At 63.6% G+C, this 19,884-nt stretch carries 17 protein-coding genes; 10 read left to right on the top strand and 7 right to left on the bottom strand.

Annotated features, from left to right (window positions below):
- Nucleotides 1-21: 21 nt before the first annotated feature.
- Entirely contained in the window at nt 22-1,638 is a 1,617-nt protein-coding gene (gene cimA, locus XB14_RS12300) for a citramalate synthase (protein WP_077961796.1), read from the top strand.
- A gap of 219 nt (nt 1,639-1,857) precedes the next feature.
- Nucleotides 1,858-2,793, top strand: coding sequence for an EamA family transporter RarD (rarD, locus tag XB14_RS12295; RefSeq protein WP_077961795.1), 936 nt, complete (start codon nt 1,858-1,860; stop codon nt 2,791-2,793).
- A 72-nt stretch (nt 2,794-2,865) separates the two neighbouring features.
- On the opposite strand, the gene XB14_RS12290 is transcribed toward rarD, so the two are convergent.
- Complete coding sequence (locus XB14_RS12290) at nt 2,866-3,486, bottom strand: TIGR00730 family Rossman fold protein (RefSeq protein WP_077961794.1); 621 nt, start codon at nt 3,484-3,486, stop codon at nt 2,866-2,868.
- A gap of 243 nt (nt 3,487-3,729) precedes the next feature.
- On the opposite strand from XB14_RS12290, the gene XB14_RS12285 reads away from it, so the two are divergent.
- The 4 genes from XB14_RS12285 (at nt 3,730) to pssA (ending at nt 9,364) form a co-directional block, all read left to right on the top strand.
- Nucleotides 3,730-5,478 carry a LysM peptidoglycan-binding domain-containing protein gene (locus tag XB14_RS12285; protein ID WP_077961793.1) on the top strand — a complete coding sequence of 583 codons (1,749 nt, stop codon included), beginning with the start codon at nt 3,730-3,732 and terminating at the stop codon, nt 5,476-5,478.
- A gap of 300 nt (nt 5,479-5,778) precedes the next feature.
- On the top strand, nt 5,779-7,665 hold the full coding sequence (locus tag XB14_RS12280; RefSeq protein WP_077961792.1) for an ABCB family ABC transporter ATP-binding protein/permease: 1,887 nt from the start codon (nt 5,779-5,781) through the stop codon (nt 7,663-7,665).
- Nucleotides 7,666-7,780: 115 nt separating this feature from the next.
- Entirely contained in the window at nt 7,781-8,479 is a 699-nt protein-coding gene (locus XB14_RS12275) for a phosphatidylserine decarboxylase (protein WP_077961791.1), read from the top strand.
- A 9-nt stretch (nt 8,480-8,488) separates the two neighbouring features.
- A complete protein-coding gene (pssA, locus tag XB14_RS12270) occupies nt 8,489-9,364 on the top strand; it encodes a CDP-diacylglycerol--serine O-phosphatidyltransferase (RefSeq protein WP_143348334.1) in 876 nt (291 codons plus the stop codon).
- Between the two features lie 80 nt (nt 9,365-9,444).
- Here the strand turns inward: pssA and XB14_RS12265 are convergent, their stop codons facing one another.
- The 5 genes from XB14_RS12265 to alr all read right to left on the bottom strand — a co-directional run bounded on the left by XB14_RS12265 (nt 9,445) and on the right by alr (nt 15,272).
- Entirely contained in the window at nt 9,445-10,185 is a 741-nt protein-coding gene (locus tag XB14_RS12265) for an SDR family NAD(P)-dependent oxidoreductase (RefSeq protein WP_077961790.1), read from the bottom strand.
- Between the two features lie 12 nt (nt 10,186-10,197).
- Nucleotides 10,198-11,688 carry an amidophosphoribosyltransferase gene (purF, locus tag XB14_RS12260; RefSeq protein WP_077961789.1) on the bottom strand — a complete coding sequence of 497 codons (1,491 nt, stop codon included), beginning with the start codon at nt 11,686-11,688 and terminating at the stop codon, nt 10,198-10,200.
- A 145-nt stretch (nt 11,689-11,833) separates the two neighbouring features.
- The gene (locus XB14_RS12255; RefSeq protein WP_077961788.1) at nt 11,834-12,457 is read right to left on the bottom strand and encodes a CvpA family protein; all 624 of its coding nucleotides are present in this window, start codon (nt 12,455-12,457) and stop codon (nt 11,834-11,836) included.
- A 123-nt stretch (nt 12,458-12,580) separates the two neighbouring features.
- A complete protein-coding gene (gene radA, locus XB14_RS12250; RefSeq protein WP_043611486.1) occupies nt 12,581-13,984 on the bottom strand; it encodes a DNA repair protein RadA in 1,404 nt (467 codons plus the stop codon).
- 148 nt (nt 13,985-14,132) lie between these two features.
- Nucleotides 14,133-15,272, bottom strand: a complete 1,140-nt coding sequence (alr, locus tag XB14_RS12245) for an alanine racemase (protein WP_077961787.1) — start codon at nt 15,270-15,272, stop codon at nt 14,133-14,135.
- A gap of 150 nt (nt 15,273-15,422) precedes the next feature.
- Here alr and XB14_RS12240 point away from each other — a divergent pair, with 150 nt between their 5' ends.
- From XB14_RS12240 to XB14_RS12230, 3 genes are all read left to right on the top strand, one after another.
- Entirely contained in the window at nt 15,423-16,280 is an 858-nt protein-coding gene (locus XB14_RS12240) for an AraC family transcriptional regulator (RefSeq protein ID WP_077961786.1), read from the top strand.
- 155 nt (nt 16,281-16,435) lie between these two features.
- Nucleotides 16,436-17,089, top strand: a complete 654-nt coding sequence (locus XB14_RS12235) for an AzlC family ABC transporter permease (protein WP_077961977.1) — start codon at nt 16,436-16,438, stop codon at nt 17,087-17,089.
- Nucleotides 17,086-17,385 carry an AzlD family protein gene (locus XB14_RS12230; RefSeq protein WP_077961785.1) on the top strand — a complete coding sequence of 100 codons (300 nt, stop codon included), beginning with the start codon at nt 17,086-17,088 and terminating at the stop codon, nt 17,383-17,385. Before XB14_RS12235 ends, XB14_RS12230 begins: the two co-directional genes overlap by 4 nt.
- A gap of 217 nt (nt 17,386-17,602) precedes the next feature.
- Here the strand turns inward: XB14_RS12230 and XB14_RS12225 are convergent, their stop codons facing one another.
- The gene (locus tag XB14_RS12225) at nt 17,603-19,105 is read right to left on the bottom strand and encodes a replicative DNA helicase (protein WP_077961784.1); all 1,503 of its coding nucleotides are present in this window, start codon (nt 19,103-19,105) and stop codon (nt 17,603-17,605) included.
- Between the two features lie 332 nt (nt 19,106-19,437).
- Between XB14_RS12225 and XB14_RS12220 the strand changes: the two genes are divergently transcribed.
- Complete coding sequence (locus tag XB14_RS12220; protein WP_077961783.1) at nt 19,438-19,881, top strand: MarR family winged helix-turn-helix transcriptional regulator; 444 nt, start codon at nt 19,438-19,440, stop codon at nt 19,879-19,881.
- Nucleotides 19,882-19,884 lie beyond the last annotated feature (3 nt).

The raw sequence follows: 19,884 nt of genomic DNA, 5'->3' as shown, positions 1-19,884 counted from the left end.
GAGCATTTTTGGACGAGAGCCATGACCAGGGAACGCATCTACCTCTTCGACACGACGCTACGGGACGGGCAACAGACGCCCGGCATCGACTTTTCCGTCGAGGACAAGATTGCAATCGCGGGTCTGCTCGACCAATTCGGCATGGATTACATCGAAGGCGGTTATCCCGGCGCGAACCCGACAGACACGGAATTCTTCACGCGCAAGCGCACGCAGAAGGCGTCTTTCGTCGCCTTCGGCATGACCAAGCGTGCCGGCGTGTCGGCATCCAACGATCCGGGTCTCGCGGCGCTGCTCGCGGCCAAGAGCGACGCCATCTGTCTTGTCGCGAAGAGCTGGGACTATCACGTCGAAGTCGCGCTTGGCTGCACCAACGAGGAAAACCTCGACAACATCCGGGCCTCGGTCGAGGCGGTGGTCGCCTCCGGTCGCGAGGCGATGGTCGATTGCGAGCATTTCTTCGATGGCTACAAGGCCAACCCCGCCTATGCGCTCGCCTGCGCGAAGACGGCCTTTGACGCCGGCGCGCGCTGGGTGGTGCTCTGCGACACCAATGGCGGCACGCAGCCGCCGGAAGTGCGCGAGATCGTTGCGGCCGTGATCGCTGCCGGCGTGCCCGGCGCCAATCTCGGCATCCATGCCCATAACGATACCGGCCAGGCGGTCGCAAATTCGCTTGCGGCGGTCGAGGCCGGCGTACGCCAGATCCAGGGCACGCTGAACGGCATTGGCGAACGCTGCGGAAACGCCAATCTCGTCACGCTGATCCCGACGCTTGCTTTGAAAGAGACCTATTCCAGCCGCTTCGAAACGGCGATCGATGCGGACCGCTTGCTGGAGCTGACGAAGCTCGCTCATTCCTTCGACGAGCTGTTGAACCGCTCGCCAGACCAGCAGGCGCCTTACGTCGGCGCGTCGGCCTTTGCAACCAAGGCCGGCATCCACGCTTCGGCATTGCTCAAGGATCCGCGCACCTATGAGCACGTGGCGCCGGAAAGCATCGGCAACCTGCGCAAGGTCATGGTGTCCGACCAGGGCGGCAAGGCCAATTTCATCAACGCGCTGAAGCGCCGTGGCATCGCGGTCAGCAAGGACGACCCGAAGCTCGACAAGCTGATCGCCATCGTGAAAGAACGCGAAGCGACCGGTTACGCCTATGAGGGCGCGGATGCGAGCTTTGCCCTGCTGGCCAGCCGCATCCTCGGCACGGTGCCGGATTTCTTCCACGTGGAAAGCTTCCGGGTGATGGTCGAGCGCCGCTTCGACGCCAACGGCCATTTGAAGACGGTGTCGGAAGCGGTGGTGAAGGTGGTCGTCGACGGCGAGACGATGATGTCGGTCGCCGAAGGCCACGGGCCCGTCAACGCGCTCGACCTTGCGCTGCGCAAGGATCTCGGCAAGTACCAGTCGGAAATCGAAGACCTGGAGCTCGCGGACTACAAGGTCCGTATTCTCAACGGCGGGACCGAGGCGATCACCCGCGTTCTGATCGAATCGACCGATGGTACGGGCGCGCGCTGGTGGACCGTGGGGGTCTCCGACAATATCATCGATGCGTCTTTCCAGGCGCTGATGGACAGTATCGTCTTCAAGCTCCTGAAGAACCGCGATCACGTCGGACTGATTGCCGCCGAGTAATTTCGGCGATCGGACGAGGAAGTCTGATGGACCGGGCCGTGCGGGAGGGTGAGCAAAACTCATCCTCCCTTCACGGAAATGAATTGGTGCATCACCGGCCATTGGGGTAGGACGCACCAATGGGAACTCGTGCCGGCCGACTGGCTGTGCCCTCCCTTCTGACCGGAGAGCGGCCATAGGCGCCAAGGCTCCCCGGCAAACACACCAGGAAAAGATGATATGGCTGAGCCGAAAGCACCCGCCGAAAATACCGATTCCGCGAAAGGCTTTGCCTTCGCGCTGACTGCCTATCTGCTCTGGGGTTTTCTGCCCTTCTTCATGAAGGCGGTCGCCCATATCCCGGCGCCGGAAGTGGTGGCGCACCGGATCGTGTGGTCGGTGCCGCTGGCGGGTCTCGTGCTGCTCTGGCTCGGGCGGACCGATGATATCAAGGCAGCGTTGCGCTCGCCGCGCATGCTGTGCATGGCCGCGCTGACCGCCGTGCTCATCACCATCAACTGGGGCATCTATGTCTGGGCGATCGGGGCGGGCCGCGCCATCGAAACTGCGCTCGGCTACTACATCAATCCGCTCTTCTCGATCTTCCTTGGCGCCGTGCTTTTGAAGGAGAGGCCGAACCCGGCGCAGATGGTCGCAATCGCGCTCGCCGCCTCCGCCGTCGCCGTGCTCGCCTTTGATGCCGGCGGTCTGCCGTGGGTGTCGATCGGGCTTTGCCTCTCCTGGGGTTTCTACGCCTTCTTCCGCAAAACCCTGCCGGTCGGCCCCAACCAGGGCTTTTTCCTCGAGGTGCTGCTGCTGAGCATCCCGGCGATCGGCTACATCATCTGGCGCGAGGCAACGGGGCAGGGCCATTTCGGCGACACCGGCATGGCCGACGTTCTCTGGCTGTTGTCCTGCGGCATCGTCACGGCCGTGCCGTTGATGATCTATGCCAATGGCGCCAAGCTCCTGCGCCTCTCGACCATCGGCATCATGCAGTACATCGCGCCGACGATGATCTTTGTGATCGCCGTCTTCGTCTTCCACGAGCCCTTCGGCACGGCGAAGCTCATCGCCTTCGGCCTGATCTGGGCGGCGCTGGTGATCTACTCCGGCGCCATGCTGGCCGAAAGCCGGGCGCGCCGCGCCGCATTGCAGGCGAGCCCGGCCGAGTGATCTCGCCAACCGGCACAAACAAAAAAGGCGCGCCGGTCGGCGCGCCTTTTCGTTGCACGGGTGCTCGAAGGCTCAGAGCCTGGAGATGATCTCGGCCTCGCCGTCACGGCCGTTGCCGCCGCTGGCGGCCGCCAGGATGGTAGGCACGATGTCGACTGCGTCGTTTACGACGAGCGGCTGCACGAGGTGCGCCGTGTGGACGAAACCCTCCTCGCGCATGTGCTGCAGGAGGTCCATCATCGGCTTCCAGAAATTGTTGATGTTGCCGAACACCATCGGCTTGCGGTGACGGCCGAGCTGCGCCCAGGTCATGATCTCGACGATCTCTTCCAATGTGCCGATGCCGCCCGGCAGCGCCACGAACGCGTCGGCGCGTTCGAACATCGTATGCTTGCGCTCGTGCATGTCGGCCGTCACGATCAGCTCGTTCAGCTGGCCGAGCGAATGGCGGGTCGCTTCCTTGTCCATCAGGAATTCGGGGATGATCCCGGTGACTTCGCCGCCGTTGGAAAGCACGCCGCTGGCGACCGCTCCCATGATGCCGCGTGTACCGCCGCCATAGACGAGGCGCAGCCCGTGATCGGCGATGGATCGGCCGAGCGCGCGCCCGGCTTCCATGTAGGCGTTGTCGCGTCCCGGCTGTGAACCGCAATAGACGCAGATGGATCGAATCGTGCTGTTCTCGGTGTTCATGCCCCCAAAAAACATTGCAGCGCAGCATGGGTCAAGAAAAATGAGGGGAAACCCGGCTTTCTGTGGGTTGCCGCGGCTTGGGCTGCTTGTATGCCGAATCGCGAATCGCTAGCAATTTCAGTGATTGATTGAAGAAATCGGACGAGTTGCTTGCTGTTGCGCTATAATGACGGCGCAAGCCCGCACCGCAGGCCGATGAGAGGGCATGCGCGGAGCGTTGCTCCGCTCCGTGTGGAGAGTGGCATGATCAAAAATAAGGCCGGCTGGGTGGCCATTTCTGTCCTCGTGGCAGCAACAGCGTTGATGGTTTTCGTAATTCAACCGAACCTGCGTGGCGACGGCAAGAAGCCGGTGGGCGAGCAAGCGGCAGGCACCGCGACGCAGTCGACCGAAGCGGCGCCGGCGACCGGTGGCCCGCAGGCGACAACCGAAACCGCGAAGGTCGATGCTGCCCCGCAGCAGGCGCAGCCAAACGCCGACGCGGCGACCGTGGCCGATGCGCCCGCTACCGATCCCGCCATTCCCGGTTTCGACGTGCTGCGTGTCGAGCCCGACGGATCGACGGTGATCGCGGGCCATGCGCAACCGAATTCGAAGCTTGAGATCCTGAGCGGCGACACCGTGGTCGGCACCGCCGACGTCGGCGCCACCGGCGATTTTGCCGCGGTCTTCGACAATCCCCTTCCGGCAGGCGACCACCAGCTGACGCTGCGCAGCACCGGCGAAAACGGTTCGGTGAAGAGCTCCGAGGAGGTCGCGACCGTTTCCGTTCCCAAGGAGCCGTCCGGTCAGTTGCTCGCCATGGTCTCGAAGCCGGGTGCGGCGAGCCGGCTGATCACGACGCCGGATACGGCGGAGGGGGCAGCGGCTGCGGACGTCAAGCCGGCCGAGGTTGCTTCCGCAACGCCGCTGGCCGCCGATACGGCCACGGCGCCAGCCAGGCTTTCCGGCGTGCCCGGACTGCAGGTGAGCGCGGTCGAGATCGAGGGCAACAGGATGTTTGTCGCCGGTAGCGCCAAGCCCGGCGCCCTGGTTCGCGTCTATGCCGACGACAAGCTCGTTGGCGAAATGAAGGCCGACGACAAGGGCAACTTCGTCGTCGACGGCCAGATCGAGTTGGCGGTGGGCAGCCACATCATCCGGGCCGACATGCTGAACGAGGACGGCACCAAGGTCGTGATGCGCGCTTCGGTTCCCTTCGACCGCCCGGCAGGGTCGCAGGTTGCCGCGGTGGCACCTTCGAGCACGCCGTCCGCAACCGCGGGTCTCGATGGTCTGCGTGCGGAAGCTGGAAAGGCGTTGGCCCTGTTGAAGGGGCTCTATGCCAATGGCAAGGTGCCGAACGGCGAACAGCTTGCAGCGGCCCGCTCGGCGACTGAGATCGCCTTGAAGTCGCTTGCCGATTTCCGCCTCGCCGACAGTTCCGACCAGACGCTTACCACGTCCGCGGCGCGGGCTTCCAAGGCGGCCGCAAGCGCGCTCGCGGCGCTGAAGGCAGCACCTCAGGACGCATCGAGCATGGCGACGGCGCTTGCCAAGGTTGATGCAACGGTTGGTGCGGTTCTTGCCGAGCAGGGCAGCTCCACGCCGGCCTCAGCTGACAAGGCTCAGCTGAATGCCCCGGCTCCGGGCGAACTGGCAAAGGTGATGGGCGCAGGAAGCGCCGTTGCAAACGACGCTTCCGCGGCGCAACCCGTTACGGAAACCGCTGCGGCTGCGACGTCTTCCGACCAGCCGCAGACGCTTGAGCAGGCTCCCCTCAAGGAGAGCAAGAGCTCGGTGATCATCCGCCGCGGTGACACGCTTTGGCAGATCTCTCGCCGGGTCTATGGCGCGGGCCTGCGCTACACCACGATCTATCTGGCCAACCAGGATCAGATCGAGGATCCGGACCGCATTCGCCCGGGCCAGATCTTCGGCGTGCCGGACAAGGCGCTGCCGGACGAAGAATCGCGGGAAATTCACAAGAAGCACATGAAACACGAGCAATAAGCAGCCGATCGGCGGCCGCCGACATTGCGGCGGCTGCAGCGGATGCCTATCTCCCGACCTACAGCGCCGCGTGTCCTATCAGACGCGCAAAGGTCGCTGTAGCGCTTTGAATCGCGCATGTTTTTTCCTTTGATCGGCTACGATTAAAGGAAACATGCAAAGGGCGGCGCCTTCGAAAGGGCGCCGCTTTTCATTGAACGGTGATGACGGCGCTGCAGGTCTTCGTTTACAGGGAAGGCCCGGCGCAGAGCTTGAGCGGGCGTCAGCCCGCAGCGCGCAAACGTAAGAGCGGATCAGAACGTGGCACCCCAGAAAAAAACCGTTTCGGCCGACACCAGCAATCCCTTGCATACGATCGCCAATCTCTGGCCCTACATGTGGCCGTCGGACAGGGCCGATCTCAAGCTTCGGGTGATCTGGGCGACGGTCATTCTGATCATCGCCAAGGTCGTGCTGATCCTCGTTCCCTATTCCTTCAAATGGGCAACCGATGCGCTGAACGGCAAGCCGGATGTCCTGGGCTTTCTGCCCGTGTTCATGACCGGCGCGGTTATGCTGGTGCTTGCCTACAACCTTGCGCGTCTTTTGCAGGCCGGCTTGAACCAGCTGCGCGATGCGCTGTTTGCAAGCGTCGGTCAGCACGCGGTCCGGCAACTGGCCTACAGGACCTTTGTGCACATGCACCAGCTGTCGCTGCGCTTCCATCTGGAGCGGCGCACCGGTGGGCTTTCTCGCGTCATCGAGCGCGGCACCAAGGGCATCGAGACGATCGTCCGTTTCACCATCCTCAACAGCGTGCCGACCCTGATCGAATTCCTGCTGACGGCAGTGATTTTCTGGTGGGGCTACGGCTTCAGCTATCTCTTCGTCACCGCCGTTACCGTCTGGCTCTACATCTGGTTTACCGTTCGCGCTAGCGACTGGCGCATCGCCATCCGCCGCTCGATGAACGACAGCGACACCGACGCCAACACCAAGGCGATCGACTCGCTGCTGAACTTCGAGACAGTGAAATATTTCGGCAACGAGGAGATGGAAGCCCGTCGCTTCGACAAGTCCATGGAACGCTATGAGGCGGCGGCGACCCAGGTCTGGACGTCGCTCGGCTGGCTCAACTTCGGCCAGGCGCTGATCTTCGGCGCTGGCACCGCGGTCATGATGATCATGTCGGCGCTTGCCGTTCAGCGCGGCGAACAGACGCTGGGTGACTTCGTCTTCATCAACGCCATGCTGATCCAGCTCGCCATCCCGCTCAATTTCATCGGCTTCGTCTACCGCGAAATCCGTCAGGGGCTCACCGACATCGAGCATATGTTCGACCTGCTCGACGTGCGCGCCGAAGTGGTGGATCGCCCGGATGCGAGCGAACTTGTCATCGGCAAGGGCGCCATCGCCTTCAAGGATGTGCATTTCGCCTATGATGCGGCGCGTCCGATCCTGAAGGGCATCACTTTCGAAGTGCCGGCCGGCAAGACGGTCGCCGTGGTCGGCCCCTCCGGTGCCGGCAAGTCGACACTCTCGCGGCTGCTCTATCGCTTCTACGATGTGCAGGAAGGGGCGATCACCGTCGACGGCCAGGACGTGCGCACAGTAACCCAGAAGAGCCTACGCTCGGTCATCGGCATGGTGCCGCAGGACACGGTGCTGTTTAACGACACGATCGCCTACAACATCCGCTACGGTCGCGTCTCGGCCAGCGAGGCCGAAATCGAGGCGGCGGCCGAAGCCGCGCAGATCGCCGAGTTCATTCGCACCCTGCCAGAGGGCTTCCAGGCGATGGTCGGCGAGCGTGGCCTGAAGCTTTCCGGCGGCGAGAAGCAGCGCGTCGCGATTGCCCGCACGATCCTGAAAGCCCCGCCTATTCTGATCCTCGACGAGGCGACATCGGCGCTGGACACGCGCACGGAGCAGGAGATCCAGTCGGCGCTCGACGTCGTCTCGCGCAACCGCACGACGCTGGTCATCGCGCACCGCCTTTCGACCGTCATCAACGCCGACGAGATCATCGTGCTCAAGGACGGCGTCATCGCCGAGCGCGGCACCCATGGCGAACTGATCGATCGCGACGGCCTCTATGCGTCGATGTGGAGCCGCCAGCGCGAAGCGACGCAGGCGGAAGAGCAATTGAAGCGGGTGCGCGAAAGCGACGATCTCGGCATCGTCACCCGCGGTGAGCCGGCGGTCTAATGGTGTTTGTTTCTTTGCTGAGCGCGACGCGTTTTGTCGCTGTCGGGCGGGCGACGTTGCCCGCCGGGGCAATTCGCGCTAGTTCACATCCCACGGAAAATCTGGAGTAGAGTTCATGAGCCTGGTCAATACGATCCGCAACACACTCGTCCCGGTACACAAGGAAGGCTATCGCTTCGTCGCGATCTTCTTCGTCGTGTCGCTGGTGCTGGGCTTCCTGTGGGAGCCGTTGATGTGGATCGGCTTCGTGCTGACCGCCTGGTGCGCCTACTTCTTCCGCGATCCTGAACGCATGACGCCGATCGATGACGACCTGGTGATCAGCCCGGCCGACGGTCGCGTTTCGTCGATCGCGACCGTGATGCCGCCCGAGGAGCTGAACCTCGGCTCCGAGCCGATGCTGCGCATCTCGGTGTTCATGAATGTCTTCAACTGCCATGTGAACCGCGCGCCGATGGCAGGTACGATCTCCCGTGTCGCCTATCGCGCCGGCCAGTTCGTCAACGCCGAACTCGACAAGGCGAGCCACGAGAACGAGCGCAACGGTCTGGTGATCGAGACAAAACATGGCCCGATCGGTGTCGTCCAGATCGCCGGCCTCGTTGCCCGCCGCATCCTTTGCTGGAAGTATGAAAACAACGCGCTGGAGGCCGGCGAACGTTTCGGCCTGATCCGCTTCGGCTCGCGTCTCGACGTGTTCCTGCCGGAAGGCACCGAGCCGCGTGTGAGCGTCGGCCAGACGGCCGTTGCGGGCGAAACCGTGCTCGCCGAATTCGGCTCGGCCAAGGGCCCGGTCATCAGCCGTCGCGCATAAGGAGTGTCCATGGAAGGCTCTGAACAGGAAAAACCGATCGAAACGCCGCAGGCGGCAGACGACGCCAACGGCTCGAGCGACACCGCGCGCGGCCCGCGGCTACGCGAAATCCCGCTGCGGCTGATGATCCCGAACCTGATTACCGTGCTCGCGATCTGCGCCGGTCTTTCGGGCATTCGGCTCGCCTTTGAAAACCGCATCGAGCTTGCCGTTGCCATGGTGCTGCTCGCCGCTTTTCTCGACGGCATCGACGGCCGCGTCGCTCGCGCGCTGAAGGCGACGTCGAATTTCGGCGGCCAGATGGACTCGCTCGCCGATATCATCAACTTCGGCGTTGCACCGGCCCTCGTGCTCTACGTCTTCATCCTCGACCAGGCGCGTTCGATCGGCTGGATCGCGGCGCTGATCTACGCGATTGCGATGGGTCTGAGGCTCGCCCGCTTCAACGTGATGGCGGAACGCCAGGTCAAGGCGTCCTGGCAGTCGGAATACTTCGTCGGGGTGCCGGCGCCCGCAGGCGCCATGCTGGTGTTGCTGCCGGTCTATCTCGGCCTGCTGGGCCTGGCGCCGGAACGCACCTTTGCGCTGATTGCATCCGCCTACACGGTGCTGATCGCCTTCCTGCTCGTCAGCCGTCTGCCGGTCTGGTCGGGCAAATCGGAAAACAGCCGCGTGCGCCGCGATCTCGTGCTGCCGGCCATCCTCGGTGTCGTCTTCTACGTCGCGACGCTGATGACCTATACCTGGGAGACGATGGCGGTGACGGCGCTTGGCTATCTGATCACGCTGCCCTTCGGCGCGCGCTCCTGGCAGCGCAAGTATGGCGGCGACTGGCCGGTGCACCCGTCGACGGGCGGTGACGGGCTGCCTGGAGACAAGGACTGATCCTGATCCCGTGTCGTATGCAAAAGAAAAGGCCACCGTGGTGACACGGTGGCCTTTCTGTTTGGGCAATGGACGAGAAGCTATTCCGGCATCCGGTAGTCGACAATCTTGTCTTCGCGAACGATGTAGAGCTTGCCGGTCTCGGTCTGGTCCGGGCCGACGAGCGGCAGCAGCTTGGCCGCGACTTCGGACGGATGCGGCACGGTCTCCGGATCCTCGCCCGGCATCGCCTGGGCGCGCATGGCGGTGCGGGTGGCACCGGGGTCGACCGAGAGGATGCGCAGCGGCAGGCGCTGCGTTTCGCCAGCCCAGGTGCGGGCCAGTGCCTCGACGGCAGCCTTCGACGCGGAGTAGGGGCCCCAGAAGGGCTTGCACTTGTGGGCGGCGCTCGACGACAGGATCAGCGCGCGGCCCGCGTCCGACTTGATCAGCAGCGGCTCCAGCGAGCGGATCAGCCGCCAGGTGGCGTTGACGTTGATGTTCATCACCTTGTCGAACACCTTCGCCTCGACATGGCCGATCGGCGAGATCGTGCCGAGCACGCCGGCATTGGCAACGAGGATGTCGAGCTTGCCCCAGCGCTCGTTGATCGCGCCGCCGAGCTTGTCGATCGCCGCCATGTCGGCGAGATCGAAGGGCACCAGCGTCGCCGACCCGCCCGCCGCCTTGATCGCGTCGTCGAGCTCCTCGAGCCCGCCGACCGTGCGCGCGCAGGCGACGACATGAGCACCGGCCTTGGCCAGTTCGAGAGCGGTGAAATAGCCGATACCGCGCGATGCGCCGGTGACCACGGCCACCCGGCCTTTGAGATCGATCGTCATTTTAGTGTCTGATTATCCGTTGCTGGCGAGAACCGAGAGTTTGCGGACATTGCTGGCGCCTTCCTGGTCGAGGAGGCGGGTCGGATAGTCCCCGGTGAAATAGTGGTCGGTGAACTGCGGCGACTTCGGATCGCGCTTCTCGCCGCCGACCGCCTCATAAAGGCCGTCGATCGACAGGAACTCGAGCGAGTCTGCGCCGATGTAGCGGCACATGGAGGCAAGGTCGGCATGCTGGTTGGCCAGCAGCTTGTCACGGTCCGGCGTGTCGATGCCATAGAAGTCCGGATGGAAGATCATCGGGCTCGCGACGCGCACATGCACCTCCTTGGCGCCTGCGTCGCGCATCATCTGAACGATCTTCACCGACGTCGTGCCGCGCACGATCGAATCGTCGACGAGGATGATGCGTTTCCCCTCAATCATCGCACGGTTGGCTGAATGCTTCAGTTTGACGCCGAAAGCACGAATCTGCTGCGTCGGCTCGATGAAGGTGCGGCCGACATAGTGGTTGCGGATGATACCGTATTCGAACGGAATGCCGCTCTGCTGGGCATAGCCAAGCGCTGCCGGTGTGCCGCCGTCCGGCACGGGGACGACCACGTCGGCCTCGACGGGCGCTTCCTTAGCGAGGTTGATGCCCATGTTCTTGCGCGACACATAGATGCTGCGGCCGCCGACGACCGAATCCGGCCGGGCGAAATAGACATATTCGAACAGGCAGAGGCGCTCGGGCTGCGAAACCTCCGGCTTGCGCGCATCGATGGTGATCGAGCCGTCGGGCTGGATTTCGCAGATGATGACTTCGCCGTTCTCGACGTCGCGGACATAGGTCGCACCGATGATGTCGAGTGCGCAGGTCTCCGAGCAGAAGATCGGCTTGCCGTCGAGTTCGCCCATGACGAGCGGTCGGATGCCGATCGGGTCGCGTGCGGCGATCAGCTTCGTGCGCGTCATCGCCAGCATCGAATAGCCGCCTTCCATCTGGCGGATGGCGTCGATGAAACGGTCGGAGGACGAGGCCTGCTTGGAACGGGCGATCAGGTGCAGGACGACTTCGGTGTCGGAGGTCGACTGGCAGATGGCGCCGTCGGCGATCAGTTGCCGGCGAAGCGTGAGGCCGTTGGTGAAGTTGCCGTTATGGGCAACGGCAATGCCGCCGACTTCGAGCTCGGCAAAGAGCGGCTGCACGTTGCGCAGCGCCACTTCGCCGGTTGTCGAGTAGCGGGTGTGGCCGATCGACATGAAGCCCGGCAGTTTCGCGAGCGTCGCGGGGTCGGTGTAGTGGTCGCCGACGAGGCCCATGCGCTTTTCGGTGCAGAACTGCTTGCCGTCGAAGGTGACGATGCCGGCTGCTTCCTGGCCGCGATGCTGAAGCGCGTGCAGGCCGAGTGCGGTCAACGCCGCAGCGTCCGAGTGCCCCAATATGCCGAAGACGCCGCACTCTTCGTGCAGTTCGTCGCCTTCGAGTTCATCGTGGATTTCGATGGATCTGAGATCGGTCATCACAGTCGCCTTTGCTCCGTGCCGGTGCGCATATCGTGATCAGGCCCGCAGTCTTCAAGCGATCTTAGCTGAAAACGGCTGCAAGCGTTATTCCCCAAAAGGACAAAGCCCGCGGGGCGGGCTTTGTCGGCAAATCGTTCCTGTCTCAGCCGCTGGTGGCCGGGGCGTCGTCGGCGGGCGCCTGGTCAGGCGTCGTCGCAGGTGCCTGGCCGGGCGTCGTTGCCGGCGCTTCGCCTTCGCCTTCGCCGGTCGTGTCCTTGCCGCGCAGGCGGTCGAGAATGGTGGCGTCGGCCTCTTCCGGCAACAGCGCAATCAGCTTGTTGCCGAGATTGTCGAGCAGCGGCTTCGACTTGGCCTGGGTGACCCAGGTCGGCTGCTGCTGCGGCGCGACCAGCCAGTTGAAGAACAGCATGGCGACGACCACCAGCAGGATGCCGCGGGCAGCCCCGAACAGGAAGCCGAGCGTGCGGTCGAGCGCACCGATGCGGCTGTCGATGATGAAATCGGCAATCCGCATGGTGATGAAGGAGATGATGATCAGCGCGATCAGGAAGATCACCGCGGCAGATCCGATCAGCGCGACCGTGTCGCTGTTGGTGTACTGCTTCGCATAGGGCAGGAGATGCGGGTAGAGGAAGTAGGCGGCAGCTGCCGCGCCCACCCAGCTCGCGACCGAAAGCACCTCGCGCGAGAAGCCTCGGACCATGGCCAGAATTGCGGAAAACAGGGCGACGCCGAGAACGATACCGTCGAGAATTGTAATGGGCATTTTGTCCTTACTCCGGACCCGGTTCGTCCGGGTCTCCTCAAGCCTATCCGCCATCGGCCCTGTGTCAGGGCATTTGCAGCCTGCTTGCAGCCCTAAAAAGGGCCGTCTGCGGCATCCGCATCGTCAGTCTTCGTCCTCCGCCGGTCTCAGCGCGTTTCGCGAACCCGCGATGCGCGCCACCAGATCGGGCAGGCTTTCCATCTCGCTCCAGCGGCCATTGCCGTTTTTCGGCAGTTCGGTCGAAGCGGACGGCAGGACCGCCTGCGAGAACCCGAGCTTCTCGGCTTCCTTAAGGCGTTGTGCGGTATGCGCAACCGGCCGGATGGCACCCGACAAGCTGACTTCGCCGAAATAGACGCAATCCGCCGGAAGGGCAAGCCCGGCAAGCGATGAAACCAGTGCGGAAGCCACAGCTAGATCGGCTGCGGGCTCCGATATGCGGTAGCCGCCGGCAATGTTGAGATAGACATCGTGCTGGCCGAGCCGCACGCCGCAATGGGCCTCGAGCACGGCAAGGATCATCGACAGGCGGGCGGAGTCCCAGCCGACGATGGCGCGTCTGGGCGTGCCGAGCGAGGTGGGCGCGACCAGCGCCTGCACTTCGACGAGAACGGGACGGGTGCCTTCCATGCCGGCAAAGACGGCGGCCCCAGGCGATTTTTCATTACGCTCGCCGAGAAACAGTTCCGACGGGTTGGCGACCTCGCGCAGACCCTTGTCCGACATTTCGAAGACGCCGATCTCGTCGGTCGGGCCGAAGCGGTTCTTGACCGTGCGCAGGATGCGGTAGTGATGGCCGCGGTCGCCCTCGAAATAGAGCACGGCATCGACCATGTGCTCGACGACGCGGGGACCTGCGATCTGGCCTTCCTTGGTGACGTGGCCGACGAGCACGACGGCGGTTCCGGTCTGCTTGGCGAAGCGGATCATCGCCTGCACGCCGGTGCGGACCTGGGTGACCGTGCCGGGCGCCGAATCGACGATGTCGCTCCAGAGCGTCTGGATCGAATCGATGATCACGAGGTCGGGGCGCTTGCCTTCCGATAGCGTTGCCAGGATGTCCTCGACATTGGTCTCGGCGGCCAGCAGCACGTCGCTGTCGGCAGCCCCCAGCCGTTGGGCGCGAAGACGCACCTGCGCCACGGCCTCTTCGCCCGAGACATAGATGACGCGGTGGTTGCGGCGCGAAAGTGCTGCGGCTGCCTGCATCAGCACCGTCGACTTGCCGATGCCGGGATCACCGCCGACGAGCAGCGCCGAGCCGCGCACGAAGCCGCCGCCGGTCACCCGGTCGAGTTCCGAAATCCCGGTCTGGATCCGCGGCGCGTCTTCGATTTCGCCCGAGAGAGTGGTCAGCGCCACCGGGCGTCCTTTCTTCGGCGCGCGCGATGGGCCGCCGCCGATGCCCGCTGTCGGATTGTCCTCGATGATCGTGTTCCACTCGCCGCAACCCTCGCATTTCCCCACCCAGCGGGTGTGGACGGTGCCGCAGTTCTGGCAGATGAATTGGGTACGCGCTTTCGCCATCGGCATCGACTTTCGGAATGTGAGACCGCCGACGTCGCGATGGACGTCGGCGGCAAAGAATCACCTGTGTCGTCACATAATGCCGCGAAACGCGGAACAAAAGGTGAATTTCAGCGAGAATGACCGAAAAATGATCGGGAGGAGCGCATCAGACGGTGTCGACATAGTGCCTGACATAGCGGCGGCCGAGGCTGGTCAGCATCTCGTAGCCGATCGTCCCGCCGGCGCGCGCGACATCGTCGATGGCGATGTGCCGGCCGAAGAGCTCGATGTAATCGCCCGGTCGTACCGCGCTTTCGGGAAGATCCGTGACGTCGAAGAGACTGAGGTCCATGGTGACGCGCCCGACATGCGGGACTTTATGGCCGTGTAGGAAGCCGAAGGCCCCTGATGGCTTTGCCTGTCTGAGTGTGACGCCACCGCCGGAGACCGAGCGGTGATAGCCATCGGCGTAGCCGACTGCGACCGTGGCGATGCGGCTGTCGCGGTCGAAGCGGGCGGAGGCGCCGTAGCTCGCCGTGCCGCCGGCCGCCACGTCGCGCACCTGGATGATCCGTGCTTCGGCGGTTACCACCGGCTTCATCGGGTTGCGGACGTCGTTCACCGCCTCGCCGCCATAGACGGCGATGCCCGGTCGGGTCAGGTCGAAGTGGTAGTCGGGCCCGAGGAAGACGCCGCCGGAGTTGGCAAGGCTGGCGTCGACCCCTTCATAGGCAGCCGTCGCCTCGTGGAAGCGACGGAGTTGAAGGCCATTCAGCCGATGGTCGGGATCGTCGGCGCTGACGAGATGACTCATGATCAGCACCGGCGAAAAGCTTGCCGGCCGCGCCGGATCGGTCGCCAGCGCAAGGGCATGCTCGACAGAGAGGCCCAGGCGGTTCATGCCGGTATCGACATGCAGAACGCAGGGGTGGTCGCCCCGCTCGGAAAGAGCGGCCATGAAAACGGCGAGCTGTTCGTCCGAATTGATGACCGGCACGAGATCGTTGTCGAAAAACAGCGCCTCGTTGCCCGGCCACATGCCGGCGAGAATGTAGATCCGTCCATCTGGCGCAAGCGGACGGAGTGCCGCACCTTCCTCGGCATTGGCGACAAAGAAATCACGGGCGCCGGCCGCATAGAGGGCAGGGGCCGCCTGCGCGATGCCGATGCCATAGGCATCCGCCTTGAGCACGGCTGCGGCACGCGCCTTGCCGGAGCGTTTGTTCATTGCCCGCCAGTTATCGACAAGCGCGCCAAGATCGATCGTGAGCCGGTTGGAAGCGGAAAGGAATTCTGGACGGAGCATGCCGGGCACTCTGCGTGGATGATCCAGGATCAATACAGCCAAGCGGAGAGCGCTGCAAATGCCTGCCTGTCGCACCGACTGAAGGCGCCGCGGCTCTGAACGAGCACTTTTGTGCAAGACGCGGGCGCGTGGCATCACTATTCTCTCCCCATGCAGACGATTTCGCAGGAAGAAGCCATCGATGTCATGCCGATAGAGGGCGCCGAGCGCACGCGCTTCTGGCGGGATTCCCGCTTCATGGGCATGGAATGTCTGACGGCGACCTTCATCACCCATGAATTTGCTCCGCATGCGCACGAAACCTTCAGCATCGGCGCCATCGAGGCCGGCTCGCAGATCAGCAAGATCAAGGGCGAGCGCTCGGAGGCAGGCCCCGGATACTTCTATCTCATCAACCCCGATGAAATTCACGACGGTCATCCGGGCGGCAGCGGCTATCGCTATCGCATGGTCTATCCGAGCGCCGAACTGCTGGTGAACATCATCGAGGATGTCACCGGACGCGCTTTCAAGGGCACGCCGTCCTTTTCCAGGCGGGTGCTGCAGGCGCCGGACCTGGCTCTTTCCTTCCATCGGGCCCACCGCACGCTCGAAGTGTCGGGGGCGACGCTCGAGGCGGAGGAAAAAATGTTCGCCGTGCTTGCCGCGATGTTCGAGCGCCACGGCAGCACGATCATCGCGCCGATCGAGACGCGGGAGCATTCGGCCGTGCACCGGGCGCGCGACTATCTGATGGAGAACTACGCCGAGGATGTCGGGCTCGAGGAACTGGCGAAAGTCGCAGGCCTCAGCCGCGCCCATCTGATCCGCGCCTTCCGCAAGGAGTTCCATATCACCCCGCACGCCTTCCTCACCGACAAGCGTGTGCGGGCGGCCAAGGCGCTGTTGCGTCACGGCTGGTCGGCTGTGGATGCGGCCTATCAATGCGGCTTCGCCGACCAGGCGCATTTCAGCCGCCATTTCAAGGCACGCACCGGCGTCACCCCCGGAGCCTTCCGCGCCGGCTGATCACTTTCGTTCAAGACGACCTCCAGCCCAGCACTTAGAACAGTTGAGCTTTGCGATCGCGCGCCCAGGACGACGGGCGGCGCGTCGTGCCAATGGAGACGTGGACGTTGCAGGATAGAAGTGCATTGCAGGAATTCCGGGCCGCGGCGATCGCCATGACGCCGCTGATCGTCGCGGTCATGCCGATCGGCCTCGTGTTCGGTGCGGTGGCGGCGAGCAAGGGACTTGCGCCGGCCGAGGTGGCGCTGATGAGCGCGCTGGTCTTTGCCGGCGGGTCCCAGTTCGTCGCGATGGACATCTGGACGCATCCGGCGTCCTGGGCCGCCCTCGGTTTTTCGGCCCTGCTCGTTAACATCCGCCATGTGCTGATGAGCGCCTCTATCGGCGGCAAGCTCGACAATTTCACCGGACCGGCGCGCTATGCGTCGATGCTGCTTCTGGCCGACGAAATCTGGGCCATGGCCGAGATGCGGGCGAGCAACGGCAAGCTGACACCTGCCTGGTACGCGGGCCTTGCGGTGCCGTTCTACTGCGTCTGGGTGCTGACGAGCCTTTCAGGCGCGCTGCTCGGAGCGTTTCTGGGGGATCCGAAGGTCACGGGTCTCGATTTTGCGTTCCCCGCCGTCTTCATCGTGCTGGTCATGGGCTTCTGGAAGGGGCGCGAGACGGGTGCCGTTCTGGCCGCAAGCGCTTTTGCCGCCGTGCTCACCCATCAATTGCTGCCGGGGGTCTGGTATATCGCTGCCGGGGCTGCGGCCGGGGTCGTGGTCGCGCTCCTCTCGGGCGCACGCAAGGAGGCCCATGCATGATCGTCGATCTCAACACACTGCTCGCGATCCTTGCCATGGCGGTCGCGACGATCGCAACCCGCATCGGCGGCCTCGTGCTGATCCGCTACGTGACGATCGGGGAAAACCAGAAGCGCGCGCTGGAAGCCATCCCGCCGGCAGTGCTGATGGCGGTCATCGCGCCGACGGCTTTCGTGACCGGCCCGGCGGAAACGATTGCAGCTGCCGCGACGGCTGTGGCCGCCATGCGGCTTCCGCTCTTGGCGTCTGTCGCCGTCGGTGTCGTCTCGGTGGCGCTGCTGCGCCTCGTGCTCTGAGATGCTGGTGCTGGCGCGGCGCGCTTCAGCGAAAAGGCACGTGCCATTTGAAATTGAGAGCGGGCTGGGAAACCGCAAACATTTTTCCCAGCCCGCTCCGGCCGCCCCCACGGAACTCTGAGCAATCCCAGGAAAAGTGTGAAACGGTTTTCCGTCCGGAATTGCGTTCTTCAAAGTGATGGATTGTTTCGCTGTCTCGACGAAACAATGAAACAGTCTAGTGTTCTTCGTACTGGGTGAAGGATGGATCGGCGAGATCGGTGAAGCGGGTGAATTCCGACTGGAACGCGAGCTTCACGGTGCCGGTCGGTCCGTGACGCTGCTTGGCGATGATCACGTCGGCCGTGCCCTTCACCTGCTCCATCTTCATCTTCCACTCTTCGTATTTTGGGTCGAACTCGTCGCGCGGCTCCAGGTTCTTCACGTAGTATTCCTCACGGAACACGAAAAGCACGACGTCGGCGTCCTGCTCGATCGAGCCCGATTCACGAAGGTCGGAGAGCTGCGGCCGCTTGTCTTCGCGGCTTTCGACGCCACGGGAGAGCTGCGAGAGCGCGATGATCGGAACGTTGAGTTCCTTGCCGAGCGCCTTGAGGCCGGTGGTGATCTGGGTAATTTCCTGCACGCGGTTGTCGCTGGATTTGCCCGAGCCGGTCATGAGCTGAATATAGTCCACCACCAGGCAGTCGAGGCCGCGCTGGCGCTTCAGGCGCCGGGCGCGGGCGGAAAGCTGGGCGATCGAGATACCGCCGGTCTGGTCGATATAGAGCGGCACCTTCTGCATCATCTGCGAGCAGGCGACGAGCTTTTCGAAATCGGCCTCGGAAATGTCGCCGCGGCGGATCTTCGACGAGGAGACTTCGGTCTGCTCGGAAATGATACGGGTGGCGAGCTGTTCGGACGACATTTCGAGCGAGTAGAAGCCGACGACGCCGCCATTTTTCGCCTTGAACGAACCGTCGGCCTGAACTTCGGGCTCGTAGGCCGCAGCGATGTTGTAGGCGATGTTGGTGGCAAGCGAGGTCTTGCCCATGCCCGGACGTCCAGCAAGCACGATCAAGTCCGAACGCTGCAGGCCGCCCATGCGGCCGTCGAGCGAATGAATGCCGGTGGAAATGCCCGAGAGGCTGCCGTCACGCTCGAAGGCCGCACCCGCCATGTCGATCGCCAGCGCCACGGCGTCGTTGAACGACTGGAAGCCGCCGTCGTAGCGGCCGGTTTCGGCAAGTTCGAACAGACGACGTTCGGCATCCTCGATCTGGCCCTGAGGGGGCATGTCGAGCGGCGCGTCATAGGCGATGTTGACCATGTCCTCGCCGATGGTGATCAGCGAACGGCGCAGCGCGAGATCATAGATCGCCCGGCCATAGTCTTCCGCGTTGATGATCGAGACGGCGGCGCCGGCAAGGCGCGCAAGGTAGGTCGCGACGGTCACGTCGCCGACCTTCTCGTCGGCCTTGAGGAAGGTCTTGATGGTGACCGGGTTCGCCATCTTGCCCATGCGGATGATGTCGCCGGCAACCTCGTAGATCTTGCGGTGCAGCGGCTCGTGCAGATGCACCGGCTTCAGGAAGTCCGAGACGCGGTAGTAGGCGTCGTTGTTGACGAGGATCGCGCCAAGCAGCGCCTGCTCGGCCTCGAGGTTGTTCGGGGCCTCGCGGTAGTGCTGGTCCGCCTGATCCTTGCCGATAGGGGATAGCTTTCGCGACGCTTCGTTCATTCGTTTATCTCTGCCTCTGTCTGGTGTGGCATCGGTTTGCGTTTTAGCGCGGGCCGGGTCAAGTGCACGGGGGACACAGTCGCGGAGCGACGTCACCGCGCCCGGCGCTGTTCCCGTTGTTCGACTGATCCACAGGCGGGGGTTCGCAAATGCGCGGATTATGCCGTCGTCACAATTTTGGTCATTGACGCCGCGAATCAACCGAACCTTCCCGACGAAGCGAAGTGTAGCGCCGTCCTTTCCCGCCTCAAAATCCCGATCTTGAAAATCCCCCGCATTTGGATTAGATAGAGGCAATATAATTAGCATGCTAGTAATATGGAAAAGATACCATGTATCAACCCGTCGTGAACCGCGAACTCTTCGATGCCCTGTCGCTGGTCAATCGCAAGCTGCGAGCCGTGTTCGATGCGCGGGTGAAGGAGAGGGGGCTGACCTTGTCGCGCGCCCGCGCGCTCTTTGCCTTGACGAAGAAGGATGGGCTTAACCAGCGGGAGCTTGCGGACGAACTCGACATCGAGACCCCGACACTGGTGCGCCTGCTCGACGGCATGGAGAAGCAGGGCTTCATCGAGCGGCGGGTCGAGGTCTCCGATCGGCGCGCCAAGCAGATCCACATGACCGAACTCGGCCGCACCGTCGCCGACGAAATCCTCAGGCTTGCCGACGAGATCCGGGCCGAAGTGCTGCAAGGCGTCGATGCGGACGAACTTGTCGTGACGCGGCGCGTGATTCGGGCGATCGCCGACAATGTTCAGTCGCTGGCGCGGGAGTGACGG

The organism is Ensifer adhaerens (assembly GCF_002007205.1).
Classification (GTDB): domain Bacteria; phylum Pseudomonadota; class Alphaproteobacteria; order Rhizobiales; family Rhizobiaceae; genus Ensifer; species Ensifer adhaerens_D.
The sequence above is the reverse complement of the archived record's forward strand: the minus strand, read 5'-3'. Positions and strand labels throughout refer to the sequence as shown.

Excerpts from the sequence above, each read along its gene's own strand:
- cimA (WP_077961796.1), top strand. The coding sequence starts at position 22 with ATGACCAGGGAACGCATCTACCTCTTCGACACGACGCTACGGGACGGG.
- rarD (WP_077961795.1), top strand. The coding sequence starts at position 1,858 with ATGGCTGAGCCGAAAGCACCCGCCGAAAATACCGATTCCGCGAAAGGC.
- XB14_RS12290 (WP_077961794.1), bottom strand. The coding sequence starts at position 3,486 with ATGAACACCGAGAACAGCACGATTCGATCCATCTGCGTCTATTGCGGT.
- XB14_RS12285 (WP_077961793.1), top strand. The coding sequence starts at position 3,730 with ATGATCAAAAATAAGGCCGGCTGGGTGGCCATTTCTGTCCTCGTGGCA.
- XB14_RS12275 (WP_077961791.1), top strand. The coding sequence starts at position 7,781 with ATGAGCCTGGTCAATACGATCCGCAACACACTCGTCCCGGTACACAAG.
- pssA (WP_143348334.1), top strand. The coding sequence starts at position 8,489 with ATGGAAGGCTCTGAACAGGAAAAACCGATCGAAACGCCGCAGGCGGCA.
- XB14_RS12265 (WP_077961790.1), bottom strand. The coding sequence starts at position 10,185 with ATGACGATCGATCTCAAAGGCCGGGTGGCCGTGGTCACCGGCGCATCG.
- purF (WP_077961789.1), bottom strand. The coding sequence starts at position 11,688 with ATGACCGATCTCAGATCCATCGAAATCCACGATGAACTCGAAGGCGAC.
- XB14_RS12255 (WP_077961788.1), bottom strand. The coding sequence starts at position 12,457 with ATGCCCATTACAATTCTCGACGGTATCGTTCTCGGCGTCGCCCTGTTT.
- radA (WP_043611486.1), bottom strand. The coding sequence starts at position 13,984 with ATGGCGAAAGCGCGTACCCAATTCATCTGCCAGAACTGCGGCACCGTC.
- alr (WP_077961787.1), bottom strand. The coding sequence starts at position 15,272 with ATGCTCCGTCCAGAATTCCTTTCCGCTTCCAACCGGCTCACGATCGAT.
- XB14_RS12240 (WP_077961786.1), top strand. The coding sequence starts at position 15,423 with ATGCAGACGATTTCGCAGGAAGAAGCCATCGATGTCATGCCGATAGAG.
- XB14_RS12235 (WP_077961977.1), top strand. The coding sequence starts at position 16,436 with ATGACGCCGCTGATCGTCGCGGTCATGCCGATCGGCCTCGTGTTCGGT.
- XB14_RS12230 (WP_077961785.1), top strand. The coding sequence starts at position 17,086 with ATGATCGTCGATCTCAACACACTGCTCGCGATCCTTGCCATGGCGGTC.
- XB14_RS12225 (WP_077961784.1), bottom strand. The coding sequence starts at position 19,105 with ATGAACGAAGCGTCGCGAAAGCTATCCCCTATCGGCAAGGATCAGGCG.
- XB14_RS12220 (WP_077961783.1), top strand. The coding sequence starts at position 19,438 with ATGTATCAACCCGTCGTGAACCGCGAACTCTTCGATGCCCTGTCGCTG.